This is a genomic window from Candidatus Galacturonatibacter soehngenii (genome assembly GCF_008830185.1).
GTDB classification, from domain to species: domain Bacteria; phylum Bacillota; class Clostridia; order Lachnospirales; family Lachnospiraceae; genus Lachnotalea; species Lachnotalea soehngenii.
Map to the genome: position 1 here is coordinate 414,280 of NZ_WAGX01000004.1, position 20,955 is coordinate 435,234.

24 protein-coding genes and 2 riboswitches are annotated in these 20,955 nt (G+C 33.6%); of the genes, 22 read left to right on the plus strand and 2 right to left on the minus strand.

The genetic code is table 11. The features are described 5' to 3' along the window. The first annotated feature begins 17 nt into the window (after window positions 1-17). From F7O84_RS04430 to F7O84_RS04500, 15 genes are all read left to right on the plus strand, one after another. Window positions 18-710: a YggS family pyridoxal phosphate-dependent enzyme gene (locus tag F7O84_RS04430; RefSeq protein ID WP_151142344.1), complete on the plus strand. Its 693-nt coding sequence runs from the start codon at window positions 18-20 to the stop codon at window positions 708-710. 114 nt (window positions 711-824) lie between these two features. Further along, on the plus strand, window positions 825-1,343 hold the full coding sequence (locus tag F7O84_RS04435; RefSeq protein WP_151142346.1) for a cell division protein SepF: 519 nt from the start codon (window positions 825-827) through the stop codon (window positions 1,341-1,343). A gap of 5 nt (window positions 1,344-1,348) precedes the next feature. Continuing rightward, window positions 1,349-2,110 (plus strand): YlmH family RNA-binding protein, encoded by a 762-nt coding sequence (locus tag F7O84_RS04440; protein WP_151142348.1) that lies wholly within the window; start codon window positions 1,349-1,351, stop codon window positions 2,108-2,110. Window positions 2,111-2,129: 19 nt separating this feature from the next. Continuing rightward, window positions 2,130-3,242: a 3-dehydroquinate synthase gene (gene aroB / locus F7O84_RS04445; RefSeq protein WP_151142350.1), complete on the plus strand. Its 1,113-nt coding sequence runs from the start codon at window positions 2,130-2,132 to the stop codon at window positions 3,240-3,242. Continuing rightward, window positions 3,235-3,789: a signal peptidase II gene (gene lspA, locus F7O84_RS04450; protein ID WP_243140805.1), complete on the plus strand. Its 555-nt coding sequence runs from the start codon at window positions 3,235-3,237 to the stop codon at window positions 3,787-3,789. Before aroB ends, lspA begins: the two co-directional genes overlap by 8 nt. Next, entirely contained in the window at window positions 3,776-4,690 is a 915-nt protein-coding gene (locus F7O84_RS04455; RefSeq protein WP_151142352.1) for an RluA family pseudouridine synthase, read from the plus strand. Before lspA ends, F7O84_RS04455 begins: the two co-directional genes overlap by 14 nt. Before the next feature lie 215 nt (window positions 4,691-4,905). Further along, window positions 4,906-5,583, plus strand: a complete 678-nt coding sequence (gene sdaAB / locus F7O84_RS04460; protein WP_151142354.1) for an L-serine ammonia-lyase, iron-sulfur-dependent subunit beta — start codon at window positions 4,906-4,908, stop codon at window positions 5,581-5,583. Continuing rightward, window positions 5,573-6,448, plus strand: coding sequence for an L-serine ammonia-lyase, iron-sulfur-dependent, subunit alpha (gene sdaAA / locus F7O84_RS04465; protein ID WP_151142356.1), 876 nt, complete (start codon window positions 5,573-5,575; stop codon window positions 6,446-6,448). The genes sdaAB and sdaAA overlap by 11 nt, the downstream gene beginning before the upstream one ends. A gap of 264 nt (window positions 6,449-6,712) precedes the next feature. Continuing rightward, window positions 6,713-7,351, plus strand: coding sequence for a cytidylate kinase-like family protein (locus tag F7O84_RS04470; RefSeq protein ID WP_151142358.1), 639 nt, complete (start codon window positions 6,713-6,715; stop codon window positions 7,349-7,351). Between the two features lie 150 nt (window positions 7,352-7,501). Beyond that, window positions 7,502-7,834 (plus strand): cell division suppressor protein YneA, encoded by a 333-nt coding sequence (yneA, locus tag F7O84_RS04475; protein WP_151142361.1) that lies wholly within the window; start codon window positions 7,502-7,504, stop codon window positions 7,832-7,834. 170 nt (window positions 7,835-8,004) lie between these two features. Continuing rightward, window positions 8,005-8,568 carry a thymidine kinase gene (locus F7O84_RS04480; RefSeq protein ID WP_151142363.1) on the plus strand — a complete coding sequence of 188 codons (564 nt, stop codon included), beginning with the start codon at window positions 8,005-8,007 and terminating at the stop codon, window positions 8,566-8,568. Window positions 8,569-8,720: 152 nt separating this feature from the next. Next, window positions 8,721-8,840: riboswitch (glycine riboswitch) on the plus strand. A gap of 3 nt (window positions 8,841-8,843) precedes the next feature. Then, a riboswitch (glycine riboswitch) is annotated at window positions 8,844-8,916 on the plus strand. Window positions 8,917-8,993: 77 nt separating this feature from the next. Next, window positions 8,994-9,599, plus strand: a complete 606-nt coding sequence (locus F7O84_RS04485) for a trimeric intracellular cation channel family protein (protein ID WP_151142366.1) — start codon at window positions 8,994-8,996, stop codon at window positions 9,597-9,599. Between the two features lie 325 nt (window positions 9,600-9,924). Beyond that, complete coding sequence (locus F7O84_RS04490; protein ID WP_151142368.1) at window positions 9,925-10,599, plus strand: response regulator transcription factor; 675 nt, start codon at window positions 9,925-9,927, stop codon at window positions 10,597-10,599. After that, window positions 10,596-12,302 (plus strand): sensor histidine kinase, encoded by a 1,707-nt coding sequence (locus F7O84_RS04495; RefSeq protein WP_151142370.1) that lies wholly within the window; start codon window positions 10,596-10,598, stop codon window positions 12,300-12,302. The genes F7O84_RS04490 and F7O84_RS04495 overlap by 4 nt, the downstream gene beginning before the upstream one ends. A gap of 138 nt (window positions 12,303-12,440) precedes the next feature. Beyond that, entirely contained in the window at window positions 12,441-12,776 is a 336-nt protein-coding gene (locus tag F7O84_RS04500) for an RNA polymerase sigma factor (RefSeq protein WP_151142372.1), read from the plus strand. Between the two features lie 146 nt (window positions 12,777-12,922). Here the strand turns inward: F7O84_RS04500 and F7O84_RS04505 are convergent, their stop codons facing one another. Both F7O84_RS04505 and F7O84_RS04510 read right to left on the minus strand, forming a co-directional pair. Beyond that, the gene (locus F7O84_RS04505) at window positions 12,923-13,441 is read right to left on the minus strand and encodes a YdeI/OmpD-associated family protein (RefSeq protein WP_192451654.1); all 519 of its coding nucleotides are present in this window, start codon (window positions 13,439-13,441) and stop codon (window positions 12,923-12,925) included. Window positions 13,442-13,466: 25 nt separating this feature from the next. Beyond that, a complete protein-coding gene (locus F7O84_RS04510) occupies window positions 13,467-14,318 on the minus strand; it encodes an AraC family transcriptional regulator (RefSeq protein ID WP_151142376.1) in 852 nt (283 codons plus the stop codon). 407 nt (window positions 14,319-14,725) lie between these two features. Between F7O84_RS04510 and F7O84_RS04515 the strand changes: the two genes are divergently transcribed. The 7 genes from F7O84_RS04515 to F7O84_RS04545 all read left to right on the plus strand — a co-directional run bounded on the left by F7O84_RS04515 (window position 14,726) and on the right by F7O84_RS04545 (window position 20,950). Then, entirely contained in the window at window positions 14,726-16,747 is a 2,022-nt protein-coding gene (locus F7O84_RS04515; protein WP_151142378.1) for a glycoside hydrolase family 127 protein, read from the plus strand. A 197-nt stretch (window positions 16,748-16,944) separates the two neighbouring features. Then, entirely contained in the window at window positions 16,945-17,370 is a 426-nt protein-coding gene (locus F7O84_RS04520) for a VOC family protein (protein ID WP_151142380.1), read from the plus strand. Window positions 17,371-17,400: 30 nt separating this feature from the next. Beyond that, window positions 17,401-18,597: an enhanced serine sensitivity protein SseB gene (locus F7O84_RS04525; RefSeq protein ID WP_151142382.1), complete on the plus strand. Its 1,197-nt coding sequence runs from the start codon at window positions 17,401-17,403 to the stop codon at window positions 18,595-18,597. Between the two features lie 28 nt (window positions 18,598-18,625). Continuing rightward, a complete protein-coding gene (locus F7O84_RS04530) occupies window positions 18,626-18,997 on the plus strand; it encodes a hypothetical protein (protein WP_151142384.1) in 372 nt (123 codons plus the stop codon). Between the two features lie 21 nt (window positions 18,998-19,018). Continuing rightward, window positions 19,019-19,444: a hypothetical protein gene (locus F7O84_RS04535; protein WP_151142386.1), complete on the plus strand. Its 426-nt coding sequence runs from the start codon at window positions 19,019-19,021 to the stop codon at window positions 19,442-19,444. A 3-nt stretch (window positions 19,445-19,447) separates the two neighbouring features. Then, a complete protein-coding gene (locus F7O84_RS04540) occupies window positions 19,448-20,143 on the plus strand; it encodes a class I SAM-dependent methyltransferase (protein WP_151142388.1) in 696 nt (231 codons plus the stop codon). A gap of 258 nt (window positions 20,144-20,401) precedes the next feature. Beyond that, window positions 20,402-20,950 carry a GNAT family N-acetyltransferase gene (locus F7O84_RS04545; protein ID WP_151142390.1) on the plus strand — a complete coding sequence of 183 codons (549 nt, stop codon included), beginning with the start codon at window positions 20,402-20,404 and terminating at the stop codon, window positions 20,948-20,950. Window positions 20,951-20,955: the final 5 nt, after the last annotated feature.

Sequence of the window (20,955 nt, forward strand, 5' to 3'; positions counted from 1 at the left end):
GGAAAGTGAGTGTTTTCATGATTAAGGATAATTTAGATTTAGTAGAACATAAAATTACAAATGCATGTAAAAGAGCAGGTAGAGATAGAAGTGAAGTGACTTTAATTGCAGTTAGTAAGACAAAGCCAATTTCTATGATTGAAGAGGTATTGGAAGAAGGAATCCTTCATTTTGGAGAAAACAAGGTACAAGAACTGTGTGATAAGTATGAGCAATTACCAAATCATATTAATTGGCATATGATTGGTCACTTACAAAGAAACAAAGTGAAATACATTGTTGATAAAGCGTGCCTTATTCATTCAGTGGATTCATTGAGATTGGCTGAGACAATTAGTCAGGAGGCAGCAAAAAAGAACGTGACGGCTTCTATTTTAATCGAGGTTAATGTAGCGCAAGAGGAAAGTAAATATGGAATTCGTGTTGAAGAAGCCTTGCCATTTGTGGAAGAAATTTCAAAATTACCCAATATTTTGGTAAAAGGACTTATGACTATAGCACCATTTGTGAAAGATTCAGAAGAAAATCGGTATATTTTTCACAAATTAAAGCAATTATCTGTTGACATAAAAACAAAAAACATTGATAATGTTAGTATGAATATTCTTTCAATGGGAATGACTGGCGATTATGAGGTTGCGATTGAAGAAGGTGCAACGCATGTTAGAGTAGGAACCGGTATTTTTGGAGAAAGAAACTATAATATTTAACATTAAGAAAATAAATTCTGTACATTAGTTGTTGCAGTAAATGATAACATTTGCTATAACAATTCTTTGCAGTATGCTTTGATATTGTAAAAGAGTGTTCAGATGGAGGTAAATATGGGAATAATGGATAAATTTTTGGATGTAATGCGTCTGAATGATGAAGATGATTATGAAGATGATTTCTATGATGACGATTACGATGATGTAAAACCAAAGAAGAAAAATACAGCAAAAGATATAGATGATAGTTTTTATGAAAATGATACAAAATTCAAACCAAAAGCAGTGAAGACAAGCAATTCAAAAGTAACACCAATGCGACCTTCAAGAAAGCAGGTGGGCGGTATGGAAGTTTGTGTGATTAAACCAACATCAATGGAAGAATCAAGAGAAGTAACAGAGACATTATTAACTGGACGAGCTGTTATTTTGAATTTGGAAGGACTTGATGTAGACATTGCTCAAAGAATTATTGATTTTACTTCAGGTTCTTGTTTCGCAATTAGTGGTAATTTACAAAAGATTTCAAATTATATTTTTATTATAACACCACCAAGTGTTGATATTTCAGGTGATTTTCAAGATTTACTAAGTGGAGCCTTTGATGTACCAGCACTACATACTGAGATTTAAAAGAAATGACAAAGGAAGAAACATTATTAAGTAAACGTTTTATTGAACTGAGTAACGTAGCCTTTCATAGAGGAATTTTGGTCTTTACAGATTTTTTAAATCTAAATGAACTAAATATTTTTTATGGCATTACCAAAGAGCTTCATACTGTAAGGTATCAAGCTTTTGGGGGCTATGAATCAGCCGAGCGTCAGATGATTGCATTTATACCTGATGCTTTTTGTTATGATTATCAATCACATTATCCTATTGCAGTCATTAAAATCAAACCAGTTAATCACAAATTTGCGGATACATTGACACATCGAGATTTTTTAGGAGCTATTATTAACCTTGGAATTGATCGTTGTAAAGTTGGTGATATTTTAGTGAAAGAAAATGAAGCGATATTATTTTGCCATGAAAAACTAACAGATTTTTTTGTGGAACAACTAACAAAAGTAAAACATACTAATGTTTCAGTTACAGTTGAAACGCTTGGTGATTTTACTTATCAGCCTGAATTTAAAATGATAAAAGGCTCTATTTCATCCACAAGAATTGACAGTGTAATCGCTTTGTGTTGCGCAACATCAAGAAGTCAGGCGGTAGATTACATTCTTGGAAAAAAGGCTTTTTTAAATGGAAGACTGATAGAGGCAAACAGTGAGATAATAAAAGAAAATGATATTATTTCAATTAGAGGTGTAGGAAAATTTGTTTTTACAGGTATTTTGTCACACACAAAAAAAGGTAAAGTATTTGTAGAGATTAAAAAATATATTTAATTGAGAAAGGGACGCGTAAATGGGAAAGCGCTTAACAATTCACGGAAAAACAAAAAAGGTCAACTTATATGATATTGTGATTGAGTCGTCCTTTGACCAGCTTGCAAATGAGCTGAAGCTTTTTGCTTTGGAAAATCGGAAAATATGTATTGTAACAGATAGTAATGTAGAATCAATTTATTCAAAGCAATTAGAAGAGATACTAAAAGAAATATTTAGCCAAGTAGTAGTATTTACATTTCCAGCAGGAGAAGAAAATAAGAATTTAGATACGGTAAAAGCTTTATATGAGAAGCTAATCCTTGAAAAGTTTGATCGAAAGGATATGTTAGTTGCACTTGGCGGTGGTGTGGTTGGCGATTTGACTGGTTATGCGGCGGCAACCTACTTAAGAGGAATTGATTTTATTCAGATTCCAACGACTCTTTTGTCACAGGTTGATAGCAGCATAGGTGGAAAGACGGGCGTTGATTTTGACTCTTATAAAAATATGGTTGGAGCGTTTCATCAACCTAAACTAGTTTATATGAATTTAAGTGTACTAAAAAGTTTACCGGAAGTCCAGTATTATTCAGGCATGGGTGAGATATTAAAGCATGGTTTAATTAAAAATGAAGGATACTATATATGGCTCATTGAACATTTATATGAGATTTATGAAAAAGATATGGATACCTTAGAGGAAATGGTATATGAAAGTTGTCTGATAAAGAGTGCTGTGGTAGAAAAAGACCCGAAAGAAGAAGGGGATAGGGCACTTCTAAATTTTGGCCATACCATTGGCCATGCAATTGAAAAGCTAAAGAATTTTGAATTACTTCACGGCGAATGCGTTGCGTTAGGAAGCGTTGCTGCTGCGTATATTTCATATAAAAAAGAATTATTAACAAAAGAAGAATTTTATGAAATTAGAGATATGTACGTAGCTTTTCATCTTCCAATTACTGTTTCAGGTTTGGATGCAAACCAAGTACTAGAGGCAACAAAACGAGATAAGAAGATGGACAGCGGACAAATTAAATTTATTCTTCTTAAAAAAATGGGAAAAGCAATTATGGATCAAACAGTAACAGATGACGAGATACTTGAAGCAATTCAATTTATAATATTTGATGAGGATGAAAATGAATAAATCAAACAATAATAACAAAAGAATGATGTTTAATATTGCGGGTATTGTATCAATCATTATATTAATTGCATTTGATCAATGGACAAAAATGCTTGCAGTTAACAAGTTAATGAATCAGGAGCCATTTGTTATAATAGAAAAAGTGTTTCAACTTCGGTACTTGGAAAATCGAGGAGCGGCTTTTGGTATCTTACAGGGACAAAAAGGTTTCTTTGTTATCACAGGCATCATTATCTTGGTTGCAATTGCCTATTTATACAATAAAATGCCATCTACAAAGAAATACCACCTACTTCGGATTTTGGCTATTCTAATGGCCGCTGGTGCCATAGGAAATATGATTGATCGTGTTAGTAAGAATTATGTAGTTGACTTTTTTTACTTTGAGTTAATTAATTTTCCGATATTTAATGTAGCAGACTGCTATGTAACTGTAGCCGCCGCGTTACTCATCATTTCCATAATGTTTATCTATAAAGAAGAGGACTTTAAGTTTATTGATTTGGGTTCTTCGAAACACGCAGGAGAAAATGATGACGCAAAATAAATTTTTGGTGGATGAAAGCTATGTAGGAGAGCGAATCGATAAATACTTAAGTGAACTCTTGGAAAATCAAACTCGTTCTTATATTCAAAAACTAATCAAAGACAATCAAGTGCTTGTAAATGAAAAAATTGTGAAAGCAAACTATAAAATTAGTACGGGTGATGTAATTGTAATTACCATTCCAGATGCGATTCCACTTGAAATAAGGCCTCAAAATATACCACTTGATATTCTTTTTGAAGATGAAGATATATTAGTTGTCAATAAACCTAAGAATATGGTGGTACATCCAAGCGCAGGACATTACGATGGAACTTTAGTAAATGCAATTATGTATCATTGTAAGGAGAACTTATCTGGAATCAATGGAGTACTTAGACCTGGGATTGTACATCGCATTGATATGGATACAACAGGTGCCTTAGTAATCTGTAAAAACGATAATGCTCATCTTTCGTTAACCAAACAGTTAAAGGTACATTCGATTACTAGAAAATATCGTGCAATAGTTTATGGAAATATAAAGGAAGAAGAAGGAACGATTAATGCACCAATTGGAAGACATCCAATTGAACGAAAAAAAATGGCAATCAATCACAAAAACGGCAAAGAAGCAATCACACATTATAAAGTGATAGAACGTTTTGGAAACTATACGTATATAGAATGTCAATTAGAAACAGGTCGAACCCATCAAATTAGAGTTCATATGGCTAGCCTTCAACATCCAATTCTAGGTGATAGCGTATATGGACCTTCCAAGCAACGCTTTTCACTCGATGGACAGACGCTGCACGCGATGGTACTTGGGTTTCATCATCCAAGAACAGAAGAATACGTAGAATTTGAAGCACCATTGCCTTCTTACTTTGTTTCACTATTAGATAAGTTAAGAAGTTGATGAATTTACTAGCGAAAGAAGAAAGCAATTGTAAGCCGACTATAGGAATCGTATTTTTATAATTTATCATATATTTATTAAAAAATAGTATAATATTATAATTCAAAGGGGAATGTACTTTATAGTACATTCTTTTTATATAATCGAAAAGTTCGTAGGTTTGTAAGGGAACTCTTTGTTGTTCGTTATAGTAATAGAAAAGAGAGGTTATTGCTATGAGTATTTTTGATATTCTGGGACCAATTATGGTTGGCCCTTCAAGTTCACATACAGCAGGAGCAGTAAAAATAGGTTTAATTGCTTCTAGAATGTTAAGCGTAACACCCCAAAATGCAAAAATCTTTTTTCATGGTTCTTTTGCAGCAACAGGGCAAGGGCATGGAACGGATCGAGCTATTGTTGCAGGATTATTGGGAATGACACCAGATGATATGCTGATTCCCAAAAGCTTTGAAATTGCAAAGAAAAAGGGTATGGAGTTTGAAATTTCTGAAATAAATATAAAAGATGCGCATCCAAACACTGTGTTATTACAGCTAACAGCAGATGAGGGGAAGGAATTAGAGATTCAAGCCTCCTCCATTGGTGGTGGCAGAATATTGATTAATAAGTTGGACGGTATCGATGTTAATTTTACAGGAGATAGTCCAACGTTAATTGTGCATAATATAGATCAACCTGGTCATGTCGCAGAAGTAACGTCAACGTTGTCACATAAAGCGGTCAATATTGCGACCATGCAATTATATCGAGATAAACGAGGTGGTTATGCAGTTATGGTAATTGAGACAGACCAACCAGTTCCACAAGAGTCTATTAAGTGGTTGGAGCATTTAGAAGGAATTATCAAAGTAACATATGTGAATGTTGAAGGAGAAACGTATGAGTTATAGTGCATTGAAGGAGATTGAAGAGGTTTGTGAAACAGAAAAAATAGAATTTTGGGAAGCTGTACTGTTAGATGATATAGATTCACGTAAGGTTTCCAAAGAGGATTCCATAAATACAATGCAATCCCTCTGGGAGGCAATGCAATTAGCAGGTGATAACTATGACAAAAATGAGAAATCTGCAAGTGGCCTGGTAGGTGGTGATGGTGGTCGAATGGAAAGCTATTATAAAGAAAATGATACCTTTTGTGGAAGTTTTATCTCAATGGTTATTGCACAGGCGCTGCAAATGGGAGAATCCAATGCTTGCATGAAGAGAATTGTAGCAGCTCCAACCGCTGGTGCCTGTGGAGTTTTACCTGCAGTCTTGTTACCTTTATTTCGTGAAAAAGGTATTGCGAATGAACGAATCATTGAGTCTTTGTATGTCACAGCAGGCATAGGTGAAGTGATAGCAAAACGTGCTTTTATTGCTGGCGCGGCAGGAGGGTGTCAAGCGGAGGTAGGAACGGCATCAGCAATGGCTTCTGGAGCATTGGTTCATATCAAAGGTGGAAATGCTTATCAGATTTCAAATGCAGTAGCAATGACACTAAAAAACCTTCTTGGACTTGTTTGCGACCCAGTGGCGGGTTTAGTAGAGGTACCATGTATCAAAAGAAATGTAATAGGAGCTATGAATGCACTATCTTGTGCAGATATGGCATTAGCGGGTATTACAAGTAAGATACCAGCCGATCAGGTAATTGATGCCATGAGGGCGGTTGGAGAACGAATGGATGTTTCATTGCGTGAAACAAGTTTGGGAGGATTGGCGGCAACTCCATACGCGAAAGAGATAACAAAAAGACTCGCAAAACAAAAGTAATTCTTTTACTGTGTGATTTAAATGAGAGTGCTTGATTTTTAAATAACACGATTACTTATTCTGACCTAGGCTATTAGCTAGCCTAGGTTTTTTAAGAGAATTGTTAGACATATAAAAAAATTACCTTTAATTTTCACTATATTTGTAGTATAATATAATTATTAAAAAGGACACTACTTTGTTGGTGATAGAGCTTTGCTCTTAGCTATTACACGAAGTAAAAGAAATATCGTGTAATAAAAATGGCAGAAAGGGTGATACATTATGTCAAATAACACAGTAATAACAATCGGAAGACAGTACGGAAGTGCAGGACGTGAAATAGGCCAATTATTGGCAAAGGAACTTGGAATTAATTGTTATGATAAAGAATTATTAAAAAAAGCAGCAAAGGAAAGCGGATTATGTGAGGAATTATTTGAAAATCATGATGAAAAGCCTACAAATAGTTTCCTATATTCACTCGTAATGGATACATATTCTCTGGGATATAGCTCTTCTGCATTTATTGATATGCCACTGAATCATAAAGTATTTCTAGCTCAATTTGATGCAATTAAAAAAATAGCGAATCAAGAATCTTGTGTGATAGTAGGGCGTTGTGCCGATTATGCATTAGCAGATTATAAAAATTGTTTAAATGTATTTATTCATGCGAAATTAGAAGACAGAATAAAAAGAATAGTAGAAAAATATAATTTAACCGAAGCAAAGGCAAAAGATTTAATACATAAAACGGATAAAAGTCGCTCTAGCTATTATAACTATTATACTAGTAAAAGGTGGGGAGAGACTTCAAGTTATCATTTAGCACTTGACAGCAGTATTGTTGGTGTTGAAGGAGCAGTAAAAATTATAAGAGACTACTTGGAATATATGCAAAAGGATACTCCACATATATAAATGAAATACCGTAATAGAAATCGAACAAATTCAATCGAAAATTTGTTCGATTTTTTTATTTTAAACTATTGACAAACATCTGTTCGTATAATACAATTACAACATACAGAACAATTGTTCGAAAAGTATGTTCGATTGGGAGGAGATAGTATGAACAGACAATATAACCAAGCAGATAAGCAACAGTTTTATATTATAGTAATGACGCTATGTTTCGTGATAGCGATTGCAGTAACTTATGGAAGTTTTATTTCGTTAGCAAAGAGTAATCAGTCTGAAGATCAAGTGATTAAATATTATACAAGTATTCAGATTCAAAGCGGGGATACGCTTTGGGAAGTTGCAAGTGCTTACATAACAGCAGAGTATGAATCAATTAGTGATTATATTAAAGAAGTGAAGCATTTGAATTCACTTGATGATGATAAGATACATGAAGGACAGTATTTAACGGTGCCATATTATTCCACAACATTAAAATAATTAATTGCTTCTTAATTACAATAGTTAGGATTGTCTTCTTTTCTTTTCATTTAGGAATTGTACCATATTCAACTTTATGTTACTATATGTAACAGGTATGTGACGTGATAATTCACAATTTAATAAAAGATATAATTTTATATTACGAAAAGATTAGGAAGGTAATTTGAATGGCTAAGTTATATTTTAGATATGGTGCCATGGGTAGTTCTAAAAGCGCCAATGCATTAATGGTTGAGTACAATTATAGAGAAAGAGGAAAGAAAGCTTTGCTTGTGAAACCTCAATTAGACACCCGAGATGGGGATGCTTATGTATCATCCAGAATCGGTCTAAAGTGTAGATGTATTTATTTAGAACAATTAATACAGATGCAAGAACAGGAATTAAGAGCTTATGATTGTATCATTGTTGACGAGGCACAATTTGCTACGAAGAATCAGGTTGAATTTTTAGTTCATCTTGTTGATGATTTAAAGATTCCAGTTATATGTTACGGGCTTAGAACTGATTTTAAAAGAGAATTTTTTGAAGGCAGCATGTGGTTAATGGCTTGGGCTGATGTAATAGAAGAGATAAAAACGGTATGTTGGTGTGGTAAGGCAGCTACTTGTAACGCTAGATTTGATGAAGCTGGTAACATGATTCGAAGTGGAGAACAGATTGTTATGGGAGCTAATGACCGTTACATTGCTGTCTGTAGAAGACATCATAGAAATGGGCATATCAAATAGCTCGTTAAAGTACAAGAGTATAAGAGGTAATTTGCAAGCTTTTTTCTCTCAGGAGTAATGGGTGATGTATTGCTCCAATAAAGAATTCACTTGTCAAAAAGATGGATTGACATTGCAGACTTTTTACAATATAATGAGTAAGAATTAATCGGAAGAAGAGTTCGGGAGATACTGCAACAAGTGCATCTATCGAAGGTAGATAGATTTTTTGTGAGGCAGAGCCGAAGGTGAAGACGCAACAAACTCTCAGGCAAAAGGACCGAATTTGGACGATACTCTGGAAAGCATAGCACCGAAGAAGCAATCATAGCAAAAAATTATGAGAATCTTTCAGGTTAAAATACAGAGGCGTGTTATATTTATTTTTTAGGTATAATATGCCTCTTTTTTGTGTGTAAAAATATGAAAGGTTACAGGGAAGTTAGATGGAAGGAATTACATTTTTAGAATATATCGGCGTATTTGCCTTTGCAATATCAGGTGCTAATACTGCTATGGAAGAAGAACTTGATTTATTAGGGGTATACATATTAGGAATTATAACGGCTATGGGCGGAGGAATCATAAGAGATATTGTTACAGGTGAAGGGATACCTATATTTTTCCATAGTTATAGTGCGATTGTTTTAATATTGATAGCTACAACACTTGCTATATTTCTTAAGTGTAAATGGAAGAACCACAGTATGCTTGTGTTTGTTGATGCAATAGGATTGGCAGCGTTTGTTGTATCCTCTGGAATTAAGGCGATTGATAACGAGTATAATTTTATACTATTTATATTTGTAACCTCTATAACAGGGGTTGGTGGGGGCTTGCTAAGAGATATTATTATCAATCGAAAGCCTGTTGTATTTCAAAGTGATATCTATTGCATTGCAGGAATCGCTGGAGCAATTTTACTTCGCTTTTTATACAGTTATTGTGGCATGATAAATGCAGCATACCTTTCGTTATGCTTAATTGTATTAATTCGAATGTTTAGCTACAAATGGAATCTAAATTTACCAAAGATTAAATATTTATATTAAAATTTCGCTACCAAGTTGGAGAGCAATCTTTGAAAAATAACTAGAATCGTTAAAAGTAACACTAATTACAATATCACAGATGGAAATATCCGAGTTAGCAAGGTAATAAAGGTACTAGTGATTCCTATATTGAATTTGCAAAGCTATGTCGATATAATGAAAATAAATATTAAAATTAATCAAGATGCAGGAGATAAAACTCCTGCATTTTTAAAATTAAGAACATTATTGACATAAAATAATTATGGTAAACTAAAGAATTTTTCCAAAAGATACAAAAAGGATATAATAACTTTTTATAATGGAAGCCTAAGGAGGAAGAGCTATGAAATATCAACTTTTAATTGTAGAAGATGATTTGTTTTTACAAGAGGCGGTATCGGATTATTTTCAAGACAAAAATTGGGATGTTACATGTGTTACAAACGGGAAAGAAGCAATAGAGGTTGCAGAGAATACTAACTTTCATCTGATTCTATTAGATGTGATGATACCAAAACTAGACGGTTTTTTGGTATGCAAAAAGATTCGCCAATCTAGCGATGTTCCGATTATTTTTATTACAGCAAGAATCTCAGAGGAAGATGAGCTAAATGGCTATTCAAAAGGTGGAGATGATTATGTAACAAAGCCTTTTTCGTTACCAGTTGTTTATGCCAAAGCAATGGCCTTAATTGCAAGGGCTAGAGGTAGTTACATAATACATGAGTTAAAAATTGGTGATCTTATGGTAGACACCAAAACAAGAAGAGTAAAGGCAGGTCAAAAAGATTGTTTTCTGCCACCAAAAGAATATGATATCTTATTATTTTTCATGGAAAATCCAAGGCGGATTCTTACAAGAGAACAGATATTAATCCGCTTTTGGGGATATGAGTTTGATGGAAATGAAAGGGTGGTAGATAATCATATTAAAAAGCTTAGAAAGAATCTTGGGATATATGGAAACTACATAAAGACTGTCACAAAAGTCGGATATAAAATGGAGGTAGTGGATTGAAAAAAGGAGAAAAGAGAAGGTTAGTGTTAAAAATAAGTACTGGCTTTATGGTTTTGTATCTTGCAATGATGTGTATCTTTACGATGATTATAGAACATGAATATGAAAATAAGTTTGAAAATGATTTACACACGAGTGTTGGCAATGTTTCTAGCATGTTATACGAGGTACAATCCAGATTGTGGTATTGGGAGAGAATGGATATTTATCAATCGCCAGACGAGTATTTGGACGAGTACTTTTTATACTATGATATAAAAGAGCCAGAAAGTGAATTTAATCAGATGAGCTATTTTATATATGATAAAAATAAGAATCTTAAGGATCAAACGAAGATTCAATACAGTTATTATGATGATACGTTAGAAGTTCAAGAAAACATATTTTTTGATTTGGATAAATTCCTAACCAATGAAGAGTTAAAGAGAGTGATGCAATACATAAGTAAGAATTATACAAATAATACCAGTGAAACATATCGCGTATTGATTGGAACGGTCGAAGAACAAAAAGAAATGATACCAGCAAAACTTTATATAGAACGCGTGATATGGCATGAAGCCGATGGCACTTATCATTCGCAAATTGATCCCTTAACAAATCAAATGCATGCTATGTCTAATCCAAGTATGGTTCAAATTGATAGCGAAATTGTCTGGGAATGGCATAATCAAGATATAAAAGAGGATACAAAAAAGCTTTGGGAGGTAAGTTTTACTATTCCGTATATGGAAAAAGGTTATAAAAACTGGGAAAAGTGGTATGATGATTCCTACTTACAGCAAGCAGATTATATTAACACAGAAGCACAAGATTATAAGTTTGTCATAAAAACACAAGGTATATGGGAAAAAAGAATGAATTACACGTCACTCGCCTCTTATCGTGATGATATATTCCAGATACAAATAAATGCAACGGCATACCCATATCTGGCAGCAATCAATCATTTGAAATATATCTATATATTTGCTTTTGTTGCATGTACGGTTTGTGTAGTTTTAATTAGTGTACAGGTGATTACCATGTATGATAAACGGATTGCTCTTGAACAAAATCGCAAGGATTTTACCAATGCGATGGCACATGAATTAAAGACACCTCTTAGTATTATTCGAAGTTTTAGTGAAAATATCAGTGAAAACATTAGAATGGATAAAAATCAATACTATGCCAAGACAATCATCAATCATGTAGATCATATGGATGATATCATTGTACAGATGTTAGAATTATCTAAAATGAATGCGGATGACTTTCATCTAATTATGGAATCACAGAATATAAATAAAATCCTACAAGGGTTATTAAAGGAATATGAACCTTTCATAAAAGAAAAACAAATACATATTATTGTGACTTCAAATGAAAACATTAACATTATAGTTGATAAAAAGTACTTTACTATTGCGATTCGTAATCTGATTTCTAATGCTGTTAGTTATACACCTCTTAATGGAATTATTGAAATTCAATTGTCGCAATACCAATTTAGGATAGACAATACAGTACATGCTTCAAAAAAATTAGTGGAGTTAAATAAGATATGGGATATGTTTTATCGATTAGATGAAGAGGAGAATCAAAAAGAAAAACATTTTGGGATGGGATTATATGTTGTAAAACGAATTGCTGAGTTGCATCATATGAAATGTAGTGTGGAATATACAAAAAACGGAATTGGCTTTACCATTAAGTGGTAGTTTACTATGCAAAATTGAAATAAATAGTTTCAATTTTGCATTTAATTTACCTAGGATAAAAATAAAATCAATAAAATAAAAAATAACCGCACATGTCAATATGAAAATACGTTATACAATTTGAAGGGGGGTTACCATGTGCAGGCTGATATCCAGAATCAATATGATAAAATATATAGATATTGTTTTTATAAGGTTAAAAATGTGTCATTAGCAGAGGATTTGACACAGGAGACGTTTCTTCGATATTTGACACAGAATTCTTATGTTGAGCGTGGAAAGAAGCTTGCTTATCTTTATACCATAGCAAGAAATCTTTGTATGGACACATTTCGTAAAGCAAAGACACAAGAATTATGTACAGAGATTCCAAGTGAAGACTGTTTAGAGCAATTAGAGCTTAACATAGTCATAAAGGATGCATTAAATGAGTTAACAGAACGAATCTCATTTTATATGATTTGTTTGGATTAATCGTGAAACCATATGTGTTTTTGCCAATGTTTTCAATTGGTGTATGCACTATACTTACACCAATTGCTTATCATACTTTTAGAAAACATCAGGTTAGTTAAGTAAGATAAAGGCCAATCCACCAAAGAAGCAAGGTTCAAAGAAAATTATTCAATTAAAACACCTGTTTTAGATACATCCATAATCGTACAACGTGAGCGATCAAAACAACAAGGTCTTTTATCACCTTTTTCTAATTTGGAACATGCCACTTGAATTCGTTTATTACGGGTAGACAAATTATTAGTGGAACGAATCCAGCGAAGCCAATCCCACTTTGCTTTCGTCGTGACATTATTCCATTGCGATAAAAGTCCTGCACTTTTGATTGTATCCATTATGTCGTCTGGAATTTCTGGTTCAGGCCACTCATCAATGGATTCTAATTGAATGGTGAGGGTTTGACCAATGACTAGCTTTAGTTCATTACATAAATCATCCTTTAACTCAAACCAATGACTTCCTTTGCCATCAGGCTCTAATGGTACGAGGAAGTCGATTTTATTAATTATAACCTTTGCCATTACCATGCCACGTGAGGGAAGTTGCCTGCTTTGTGCAAGAGGAAGTTTTATTATTTTTCGTTCGTTTACTTTTGCTAAATTTGTTTCAAATAATATGGCCATATGAAGCTCCTTTCGGTGATTTAAATCACTTGTGATATAACAAACGAGTGGCAAATGCATTTCTATATTCACTTGGTGTAAGACCAGTGTATTTCTTATAAGCTCTGGAAAAATTGTGGCTGTCAGCAAAACCAAGAGATTTTGCTATTTCTGCAATCGAAGTATTCGTATCCGTTAGCATAAAATTTGCAGCTTCCATTTTTCTTTGCATAATCAACTGCTTCAATGAAATTCCAGATATCTCACTAAATAGATGAGATAAATATTTTTCATTATAACCAAAATTTGCTGCCACATCAGAAACTTTAATATTTTTTGAAATATTTAATTGAATAAAATCTATAATATCGGAATGAATTTGCTTTTGAGATACTGTTTTGGTTTGAATGGGAGTATTTAAACAAAGTTGGCCATATAGTTCGGTGATAATGCTAGTAGTCATTGCATTCAAAGTAAGCTCTGGATAATTGGTTTTTACAGAATCTTGTAACTGTTTCATCAAAACTACCATTTTTTCCAATTTCGGTATCGTTCCTGATTGTGGAAGGGTAAACGTGTGGTCGAAACCGATATCTGTATTATTATCCGCAGATTTGCACGATTTAGGCAAAGAAAAATGCAACCAGTAAAAAGAACAATAGGATTCTTTAAATCCCTGTCTCCAAGAGTTGGCAGGTGGTAGTAAGAGGTATTCGCCTGCTTTAACGGTAAAGTTTTCTTCGTTATAACTTAAGTAAAGAACTCCTTCTGTCATAACAAATAATTCGTAATCCACTAGATTAAATAATTCATGTTTCCATTCTGCGGAGGGCGCCTTGAATTTACCAGTAATTACATGTTGCAACATCTGATTGCTTGGAAGCGATAATATTCTCATGTCAACATTTCCTTTCTGCCATTCGAAACGATGCTGTTAATAAATCAGTTGATAGCTTCGTCTGATAAAGCGATATGTGTCATTTTTATAGGTGCATTTTTCCTGTAATTATAAATATAGAACAAACAAAATGATAGTTTAGATGGAAAAAAGATAGTTTTGTTATATTAAAAATTACGACTTCTATGTACATAATATACAATATAAGATAGATAAAGTAAATAAAAATATACAGTAAGCTCAAAAGGATGGAAAAAATATCAAAAAGATAGAACATAAAGAGTCTAAAATGAATTTATAGAATTTTGACACCTTTTCTATAGATGTGATATTTACCCAAAATATAGAAGGTGCTATAGTGTGAAAGTAATCAATGAGCACTATCCATGAATTAAAGGAGGAGAAAAATGAATTATAATAGTTTTAATACCCCAGTGTCGCTTCGACAAATGAAAATTACAGATGTTTTCTGGAAAAAAGAGATGGAATTGGTACGAAATGAAGTGATTCCTTATCAGTGGGAAGCATTAAACGATCGTGTGGAAGGTGCATCGCCAAGTTTTTGTATGCGCAATTTCAAGATTGCTGGTAAGATGAATCAGGAAAAAGCTCAAAAAGGTGATAAATATGTAGAACCTCAGTATTCTTTTCGGGGATTTGAAGCCTTACCCGAAGACCCAAATCATTTAGAAGAAAAATTCTATGGTTTTGTTTTTCAGGATAGCGACTTTTCAAAATGGATAGAGGCTGTTGGTTACTCACTCACACAACATCCAGATCCAGCGTTGGAAAAGATTGCAGATGAAGCAATTGATATTGTTTGTGGGGCGCAGCAAGAGGATGGATATTTAGATACTTATTATATTATAAATGGTAAGGATAAGATTTTTAGTAACCTTAGAGATCATCATGAGCTATATTGCTTTGGTCATCTTACGGAAGGAGCTGTAGCATATTATGAAGCAACAGGAAAAGATAAACTATTAGAAGCTGCGAAGCGTTTTGCAAATTATATTTATAATTACTTTGGCGAGGAAGAAGAAAAGTGTAAAGGCTATCCAGGACATGAGATAGCTGAAATGGCTTTGGTGCGTCTTTATGAGGTTACAGGAAATCGAAAGTACCTAGACTTAAGTAGTTTCTTTATTGAACAGCGAGGGACAAAACCGTATTATTTTGACTCGGAGAATCATCCAGATCAAACCAGAAAAGAAGAAAATCACTTAAAATATTCTTATCATCAGGCGCATTTACCAGTAAGAGAGCAAAAAGAAGCTGTTGGGCATGCGGTTCGAGCCGTATATTTATATTCAGGTATGGCCGATCTTGCACGTCTAAACGAAGATAAAAGTATGTATGAAGCGTGTGAATCTTTATGGGAGGACATGGTAGAAAAGAAGATGTATATCACTGGGGGAATTGGAAGTACTCATATGGGAGAAGCATTTTCATTTGCCTTTGACCTACCAAATGATACCGCCTATGCAGAGACATGTGCCTCTATAGGCTTGGTATTTTTTGCGAGAAGGATGCTGGAAATTAAACCAAAAGCAAAATATGCTGACGTTATGGAACGAGCCTTATACAATGGCGTGCTAAGTGGTATGGCACTGGATGGCAAAAGCTTCTTTTATGTCAATCCACTGGAAGTCAATCCAATCGCCTGTTATAAGGATGAGAGAAAGCACCATGTAAAACCCATTCGTCAAAAGTGGTTTGGCTGTGCCTGCTGCCCTCCTAATTTGGCTAGACTATTAAGTTCGATTGGATCTTATGCATTCACAGAATCAGAGAAGACTTTATTTGTCCATTTATATATGGGTGCATGTTTAACAAAAAAAATCGGTAATCAAGATATTGAGGTTACGATTCAATCCAAGTTTCCTTGGGAAGGGCATGTTGCAATATCCGTTCGTGCAAAAGATACTGATTTTGAATTAGCACTTAGAATACCAGGTTGGTGTAATGGATATCAAATTTCTGATTTGGAACAATTTGAAATCAGAAAAGAGGATGGTTACTTGTACCTTAAAAAAAATTGGTTAGAAGAAGAACATATCCAAATATCTTTCCAAATGGAACCAGTATTGGTTGCGGCAAGAACAGAGGTTCGGGAAACGGTAGGAAAAGTAGCGTTGATGAGAGGTCCAATTGTATATTGTTTGGAGGAAGTGGATAATGGAAAAGATTTGCACTTACTTTCAGTAGAAGCTACAAAGTCAATTACTTTAATAGATAAAAAAATTGAACATGAGTCAGTAAAAGCAATTACTGCCTTTGGGAAGCGAACATTAAAAACTGAGGAAAATGGTTTATACCAGCCATTTAAAGAAAAGCAATCGAAAGAGGTATGTTTGACCTATGTTCCATACTACGTCTGGGCAAATCGTGGAGAAAATGAGATGCAGGTTTGGACGAGAGTAGAATGAGTCCTCGTTTATTCATAAAAAGTATGGTTTGTTTTTGCTTTATATAAAGAAATGTTGTTGATTTGTCGAAAACCTTACAAATAAAGTGTGGTATATTTTGGTAATTTGATTTAAAATAGGAATAGTATTAAAGTATATTAATACAACAAGGGGAGAGACACGGTTAAAAGAAATAACTAATCAGGAGGTTTTATGCTATGGATAATGAATTAAAAATCAAAATGTACTCATTTACGGTGGATTGCAAAGATCCACAAGAATTATCTAAATTTTACGCAGCATTACTAAGCTGGGAGGTATTGGCTGTTGATGATGGATGGGCATACGTATACCCGCCAGGAACCAATCAAGGAAGCTATCCTTGTATACTGTTTCAACAAAATCCTGAGTATGAACCTCCTGTATGGCCAGGTGAACCAAAAGCGCAACAGCAAATGGCACATTTGGACTTTGCCGTGAATGACTTAGAAAAAGCGGTTCAACATGCAATCAAATGTGGTGCGATAATCGCAGAACAGCAATTTTCAGATGAATGGAGAGTTATGTTTGACCCTGCAGGACATCCTTTTTGTTTATGTCAAATGAAAGCATTAATGGAGAGTCCAGATTTTGGATTGCTATAGTAAAGAGGTAACTAACAAAGGAGTTATAACATGGAAACAATACAACAGCTCATCAAATCGTACGATTTAAAAAAGGATAATCAGGTATATAAACAAATAATTGAGCGATTAAAAAGTGAAGAATCCATTTGGATTTCATTTATGCCTTACACCAATAATTATTATTTAGATTATGAGAGTGGCAAGCCAGCTGGCTATCTCTTTTCAGAAAAACAATACTACGAAGAATATCAAGATTATATGTTACAACAACAAATATTTGTAAGTCCATTAGAAAGCAAGAAAGAGCAAAGAATGTTTATGTTTGGTGACTTGTATCGGAGTGGTTTTGAAATGCTTGTAATAGACAATGGTCAGACTCATTTGGTAATGAGTTTGTTAGATGTGATTGACGAGCCAGATTTTTCAAATGTCCCAGAGATAAACAAACCAATTATGAATCCAACATTAGTTTGTGCAGCTAACCATTTCTTTCAAGAACTGCGTAGCAAAAAAGCTACAAAAGTTTTGGAAGAAAATATGTTCAAAGAAATATATCATGCAAAATATCTAATGCCAATGGATGCTAGTAAATTGAATATGGAAAATAAAAATACGGAAGATGGGACTCGTGTAATTAAGGAAGATAGTATTATACAATTTCCTCTCGTTACCAATAAAGAAGAGAAAAACTTTTATCCATTTTTTACTGACTGGAACGAATTTAAAAGATTTGATAAAGATCTAAAATATAGTGGTAACATTGTAGGGTTTGAAGAATTCAAAGCTTTTATTGAACAAGCAGATGGTATTACAATTAATCCATATGGTGTAAATATTATTTTAACAAAAGATATGATTGAGATCATTGATGAGGTTGCAAACGGATTACCTCAAAAAATAGTGGTAAAAGAACAGGTAGCAAATAAGGATACGAAAGTTTTGCTTGGTGAGCCAGCAGAATACCCAAATGCAATGATTGATGCAATTTGCAAATACCTTAAAACGAATAAGAAGATAAATGCAGCATATTTAAGATTAATGATAAAAGATGATGAACAAAGCTATCTTATTGTTGTAGATTTTACTGGTGATATGAATGAAGTGTTTTCTAAAATAGCAAATGTGGGAACTCCTTTTTCAAATGGAAAATATCTTGATTTTGTTCCTTTGTCTAGTGACTTTGGTAGAGATGCCGTAAAAGATGTTGTGCCTTTTTATAAGAAAAAGAAGTTTGGTATTTTTTAAATGGAAACAAAGTTAGGAGTAGATAGACATGGAAAATTACTCACAAGAAGAATTAGATGCTGCAATACAACTTATTTCTTCTACCATTATCAATTGTGAAAAGATGCAAACAAAGTTTTTGGAAGGTACCTCTCAACATTCGCTCTTAAAAAATAGAATAAGAGCGTTGCAGATAGCAAAGGCATTGATAGCAAAGGATAGTAGTATTGATTTATATACACAGTTAGATATCGAAAAATCATTACAACCTATACTCTCTATTATACATAAAACAAAGAAAGCCCAAATGAAATATAAAGAGGATACCGTACAATATAAAAGAATGAGTCCTATGATAAGTGCAATGTGTATTTCAAAAGCATTTATAGAAGCGGCAATAAAAAAACAACACAATAAATAAAAGGGAAAGGGCATGCACGTTTTGAAGAAAAGAAGATATATTCCTATTTTACTAATACTTATTATTGTAATAAGTATTGTATTTTTCTTCCTGAAAAAAGACGTTGGGGATGTAAGTAACGTAAGCCGTAAGGTTACAGCATCCGAAGTGTACAGCCAAAAAGATATCAATGATGCGATGGATGCAGTGGTTAAATATTTTCGTAATCATTTTGAAGGTTGTAAATTAACGCAATTATGTTATAAAGACAGTACGAGTGTAACGGAATCAGGAGGATGGGCAATCCAATATAATGCAGACCAAGCAATCGTTTTATTATCAACATTTGATGTAGATGCAGCAGGAGGGGATGGTAGCTTTAATCCGAATGAAACGTATTCTGATTGGCAATGGATTCTCGTTCGTAACAAAGGCGGAGCTTGGGAAGTAAAAACGTGGGGGTATTAAATAATGGAAACGCAGATAAAAGAAGTTGCAAAATCATATGATAAAGCAATTGATTTAGGACGAAAAGGTATTGATTTGTACAATGAATTACCAGAGTATATTACAAATCATCCAAACTATCCATTGTTTCAATCTTTAAGAAGTAAAGGATTGCTATCCGATAGCGCAAGGCAAGAAATCAAAGACTATTTATCACCATTAAAAGATATGAATTTTATTGACCTTGGATGCTGCCTAAACCTTAAGTTTGCTGGATATGATAATTGGTCATCAACCTATCATGGGGTAGATATAAGTAGTAAAACAATTGAGTTACTTAACGAATTTGTTGCAAAGAATAATATAAGTATTGGTTCATTGCATTGCACAAGTATGCATGACACTCCTTATGAAGCAAACTTTTTTGATATCGGTGCATGTATAGGTTCCCTTGAGTATTTTGAGAGTGATTTTATTGAACAAGTAATCATAGAAGCTCATCGTATAATGAAACAAAATGGCAAATTTGTTTTTGATATTCCAAACATAGAAAGTCCAGTGTGCCAAATTACTATGATGATTGAAAAACACTTAGGTAGACCAGATTTATTTAATATGTCAATCCAATCATTTGAAGATATGTTAGAAAAATATTTTGTCATAGAAAAGAAAGAAGAAGTAGGGCCAATGATACAGTATTTCGTAAAATGCCAAAAGTAAAGTCATACCCGCAAATAACGTAATTCCAAAATAATAAGGAGACTAAATGTTTCATTTATTTCATAGGATGCTTCTTTCTTACAAAATCTTGTATTTTACTTGCAATCATTATCATTTTTCAAATATCTGCACATTGGATTATTCTTGCAGAAGAAAGATGGTTATGGTTTAGAGTACATAAGCTATAAAGAAAGAGTACGACGCTATATGTAAGATTGATTATAGCTAAGGCAACAAGTTAGAAAGAGGGAATGAAAAATGGAGTTTGAAACCAAACGATTACGACTACGTCCTTGGGATATCAGTGATGCAAAAAGCTGTTATGAATATGCAAGCGATCCTAAAGTTGGTCCAAGTGCAGGCTGGCCAATACATACCAGTATTGAACATAGCAAAGATATCATAAAACTTGTGCTAGCAATACCAGAGACCTATGCTGTCTGCCTGAAGGAGGATAATAAGGCTATTGGTTGTATAAGTCTTAGGATTGGAGAAAAAAGTAACATCGAGATTGCAAGTGATGAAGCAGAAATTGGATATTGGCTTGGCGTTCCTTTTTGGGGACAAGGCTTGATACCAGAAGCAGTTCAGTGCTTGATGGAATATGCATTTCATCAATTACATATGAAAAAACTTTGGTGCGGATATTTTGATGGCAACGATAAATCAAAGAGTGTGCAAGAAAAATGTGGCTTTCAGTATCAGTACACATTAAAAGACAAAGAATGGCCACTCATCAATGAGATTAAGACAGAGCATATTAGTTGTATTACAAAGGAAGAATATGAATTAATGGAAATAAGCTGAAACAA

Bases quoted from the DNA above. Each gene is read 5' to 3' on its own strand.
- F7O84_RS04485 (WP_151142366.1), top strand. From the start codon at position 8,994: ATGGAAGGAATTACATTTTTAGAATATATCGGCGTATTTGCCTTTGCA.
- sdaAB (WP_151142354.1), top strand. From the start codon at position 4,906: ATGAGTATTTTTGATATTCTGGGACCAATTATGGTTGGCCCTTCAAGT.
- F7O84_RS04540 (WP_151142388.1), top strand. From the start codon at position 19,448: ATGGAAACGCAGATAAAAGAAGTTGCAAAATCATATGATAAAGCAATT.
- F7O84_RS04470 (WP_151142358.1), top strand. From the start codon at position 6,713: ATGTCAAATAACACAGTAATAACAATCGGAAGACAGTACGGAAGTGCA.
- F7O84_RS04505 (WP_192451654.1), bottom strand. From the start codon at position 13,441: ATGGCCATATTATTTGAAACAAATTTAGCAAAAGTAAACGAACGAAAA.
- F7O84_RS04520 (WP_151142380.1), top strand. From the start codon at position 16,945: ATGGATAATGAATTAAAAATCAAAATGTACTCATTTACGGTGGATTGC.
- F7O84_RS04525 (WP_151142382.1), top strand. From the start codon at position 17,401: ATGGAAACAATACAACAGCTCATCAAATCGTACGATTTAAAAAAGGAT.
- F7O84_RS04530 (WP_151142384.1), top strand. From the start codon at position 18,626: ATGGAAAATTACTCACAAGAAGAATTAGATGCTGCAATACAACTTATT.
- sdaAA (WP_151142356.1), top strand. From the start codon at position 5,573: ATGAGTTATAGTGCATTGAAGGAGATTGAAGAGGTTTGTGAAACAGAA.
- aroB (WP_151142350.1), top strand. From the start codon at position 2,130: ATGGGAAAGCGCTTAACAATTCACGGAAAAACAAAAAAGGTCAACTTA.
- F7O84_RS04490 (WP_151142368.1), top strand. From the start codon at position 9,925: ATGAAATATCAACTTTTAATTGTAGAAGATGATTTGTTTTTACAAGAG.
- F7O84_RS04480 (WP_151142363.1), top strand. From the start codon at position 8,005: ATGGCTAAGTTATATTTTAGATATGGTGCCATGGGTAGTTCTAAAAGC.
- F7O84_RS04545 (WP_151142390.1), top strand. From the start codon at position 20,402: ATGGAGTTTGAAACCAAACGATTACGACTACGTCCTTGGGATATCAGT.
- F7O84_RS04515 (WP_151142378.1), top strand. From the start codon at position 14,726: ATGAATTATAATAGTTTTAATACCCCAGTGTCGCTTCGACAAATGAAA.
- F7O84_RS04455 (WP_151142352.1), top strand. From the start codon at position 3,776: ATGACGCAAAATAAATTTTTGGTGGATGAAAGCTATGTAGGAGAGCGA.
- F7O84_RS04435 (WP_151142346.1), top strand. From the start codon at position 825: ATGGGAATAATGGATAAATTTTTGGATGTAATGCGTCTGAATGATGAA.
- F7O84_RS04440 (WP_151142348.1), top strand. From the start codon at position 1,349: ATGACAAAGGAAGAAACATTATTAAGTAAACGTTTTATTGAACTGAGT.
- F7O84_RS04510 (WP_151142376.1), bottom strand. From the start codon at position 14,318: ATGAGAATATTATCGCTTCCAAGCAATCAGATGTTGCAACATGTAATT.
- F7O84_RS04430 (WP_151142344.1), top strand. From the start codon at position 18: ATGATTAAGGATAATTTAGATTTAGTAGAACATAAAATTACAAATGCA.
- lspA (WP_243140805.1), top strand. From the start codon at position 3,235: ATGAATAAATCAAACAATAATAACAAAAGAATGATGTTTAATATTGCG.
- yneA (WP_151142361.1), top strand. From the start codon at position 7,502: ATGAACAGACAATATAACCAAGCAGATAAGCAACAGTTTTATATTATA.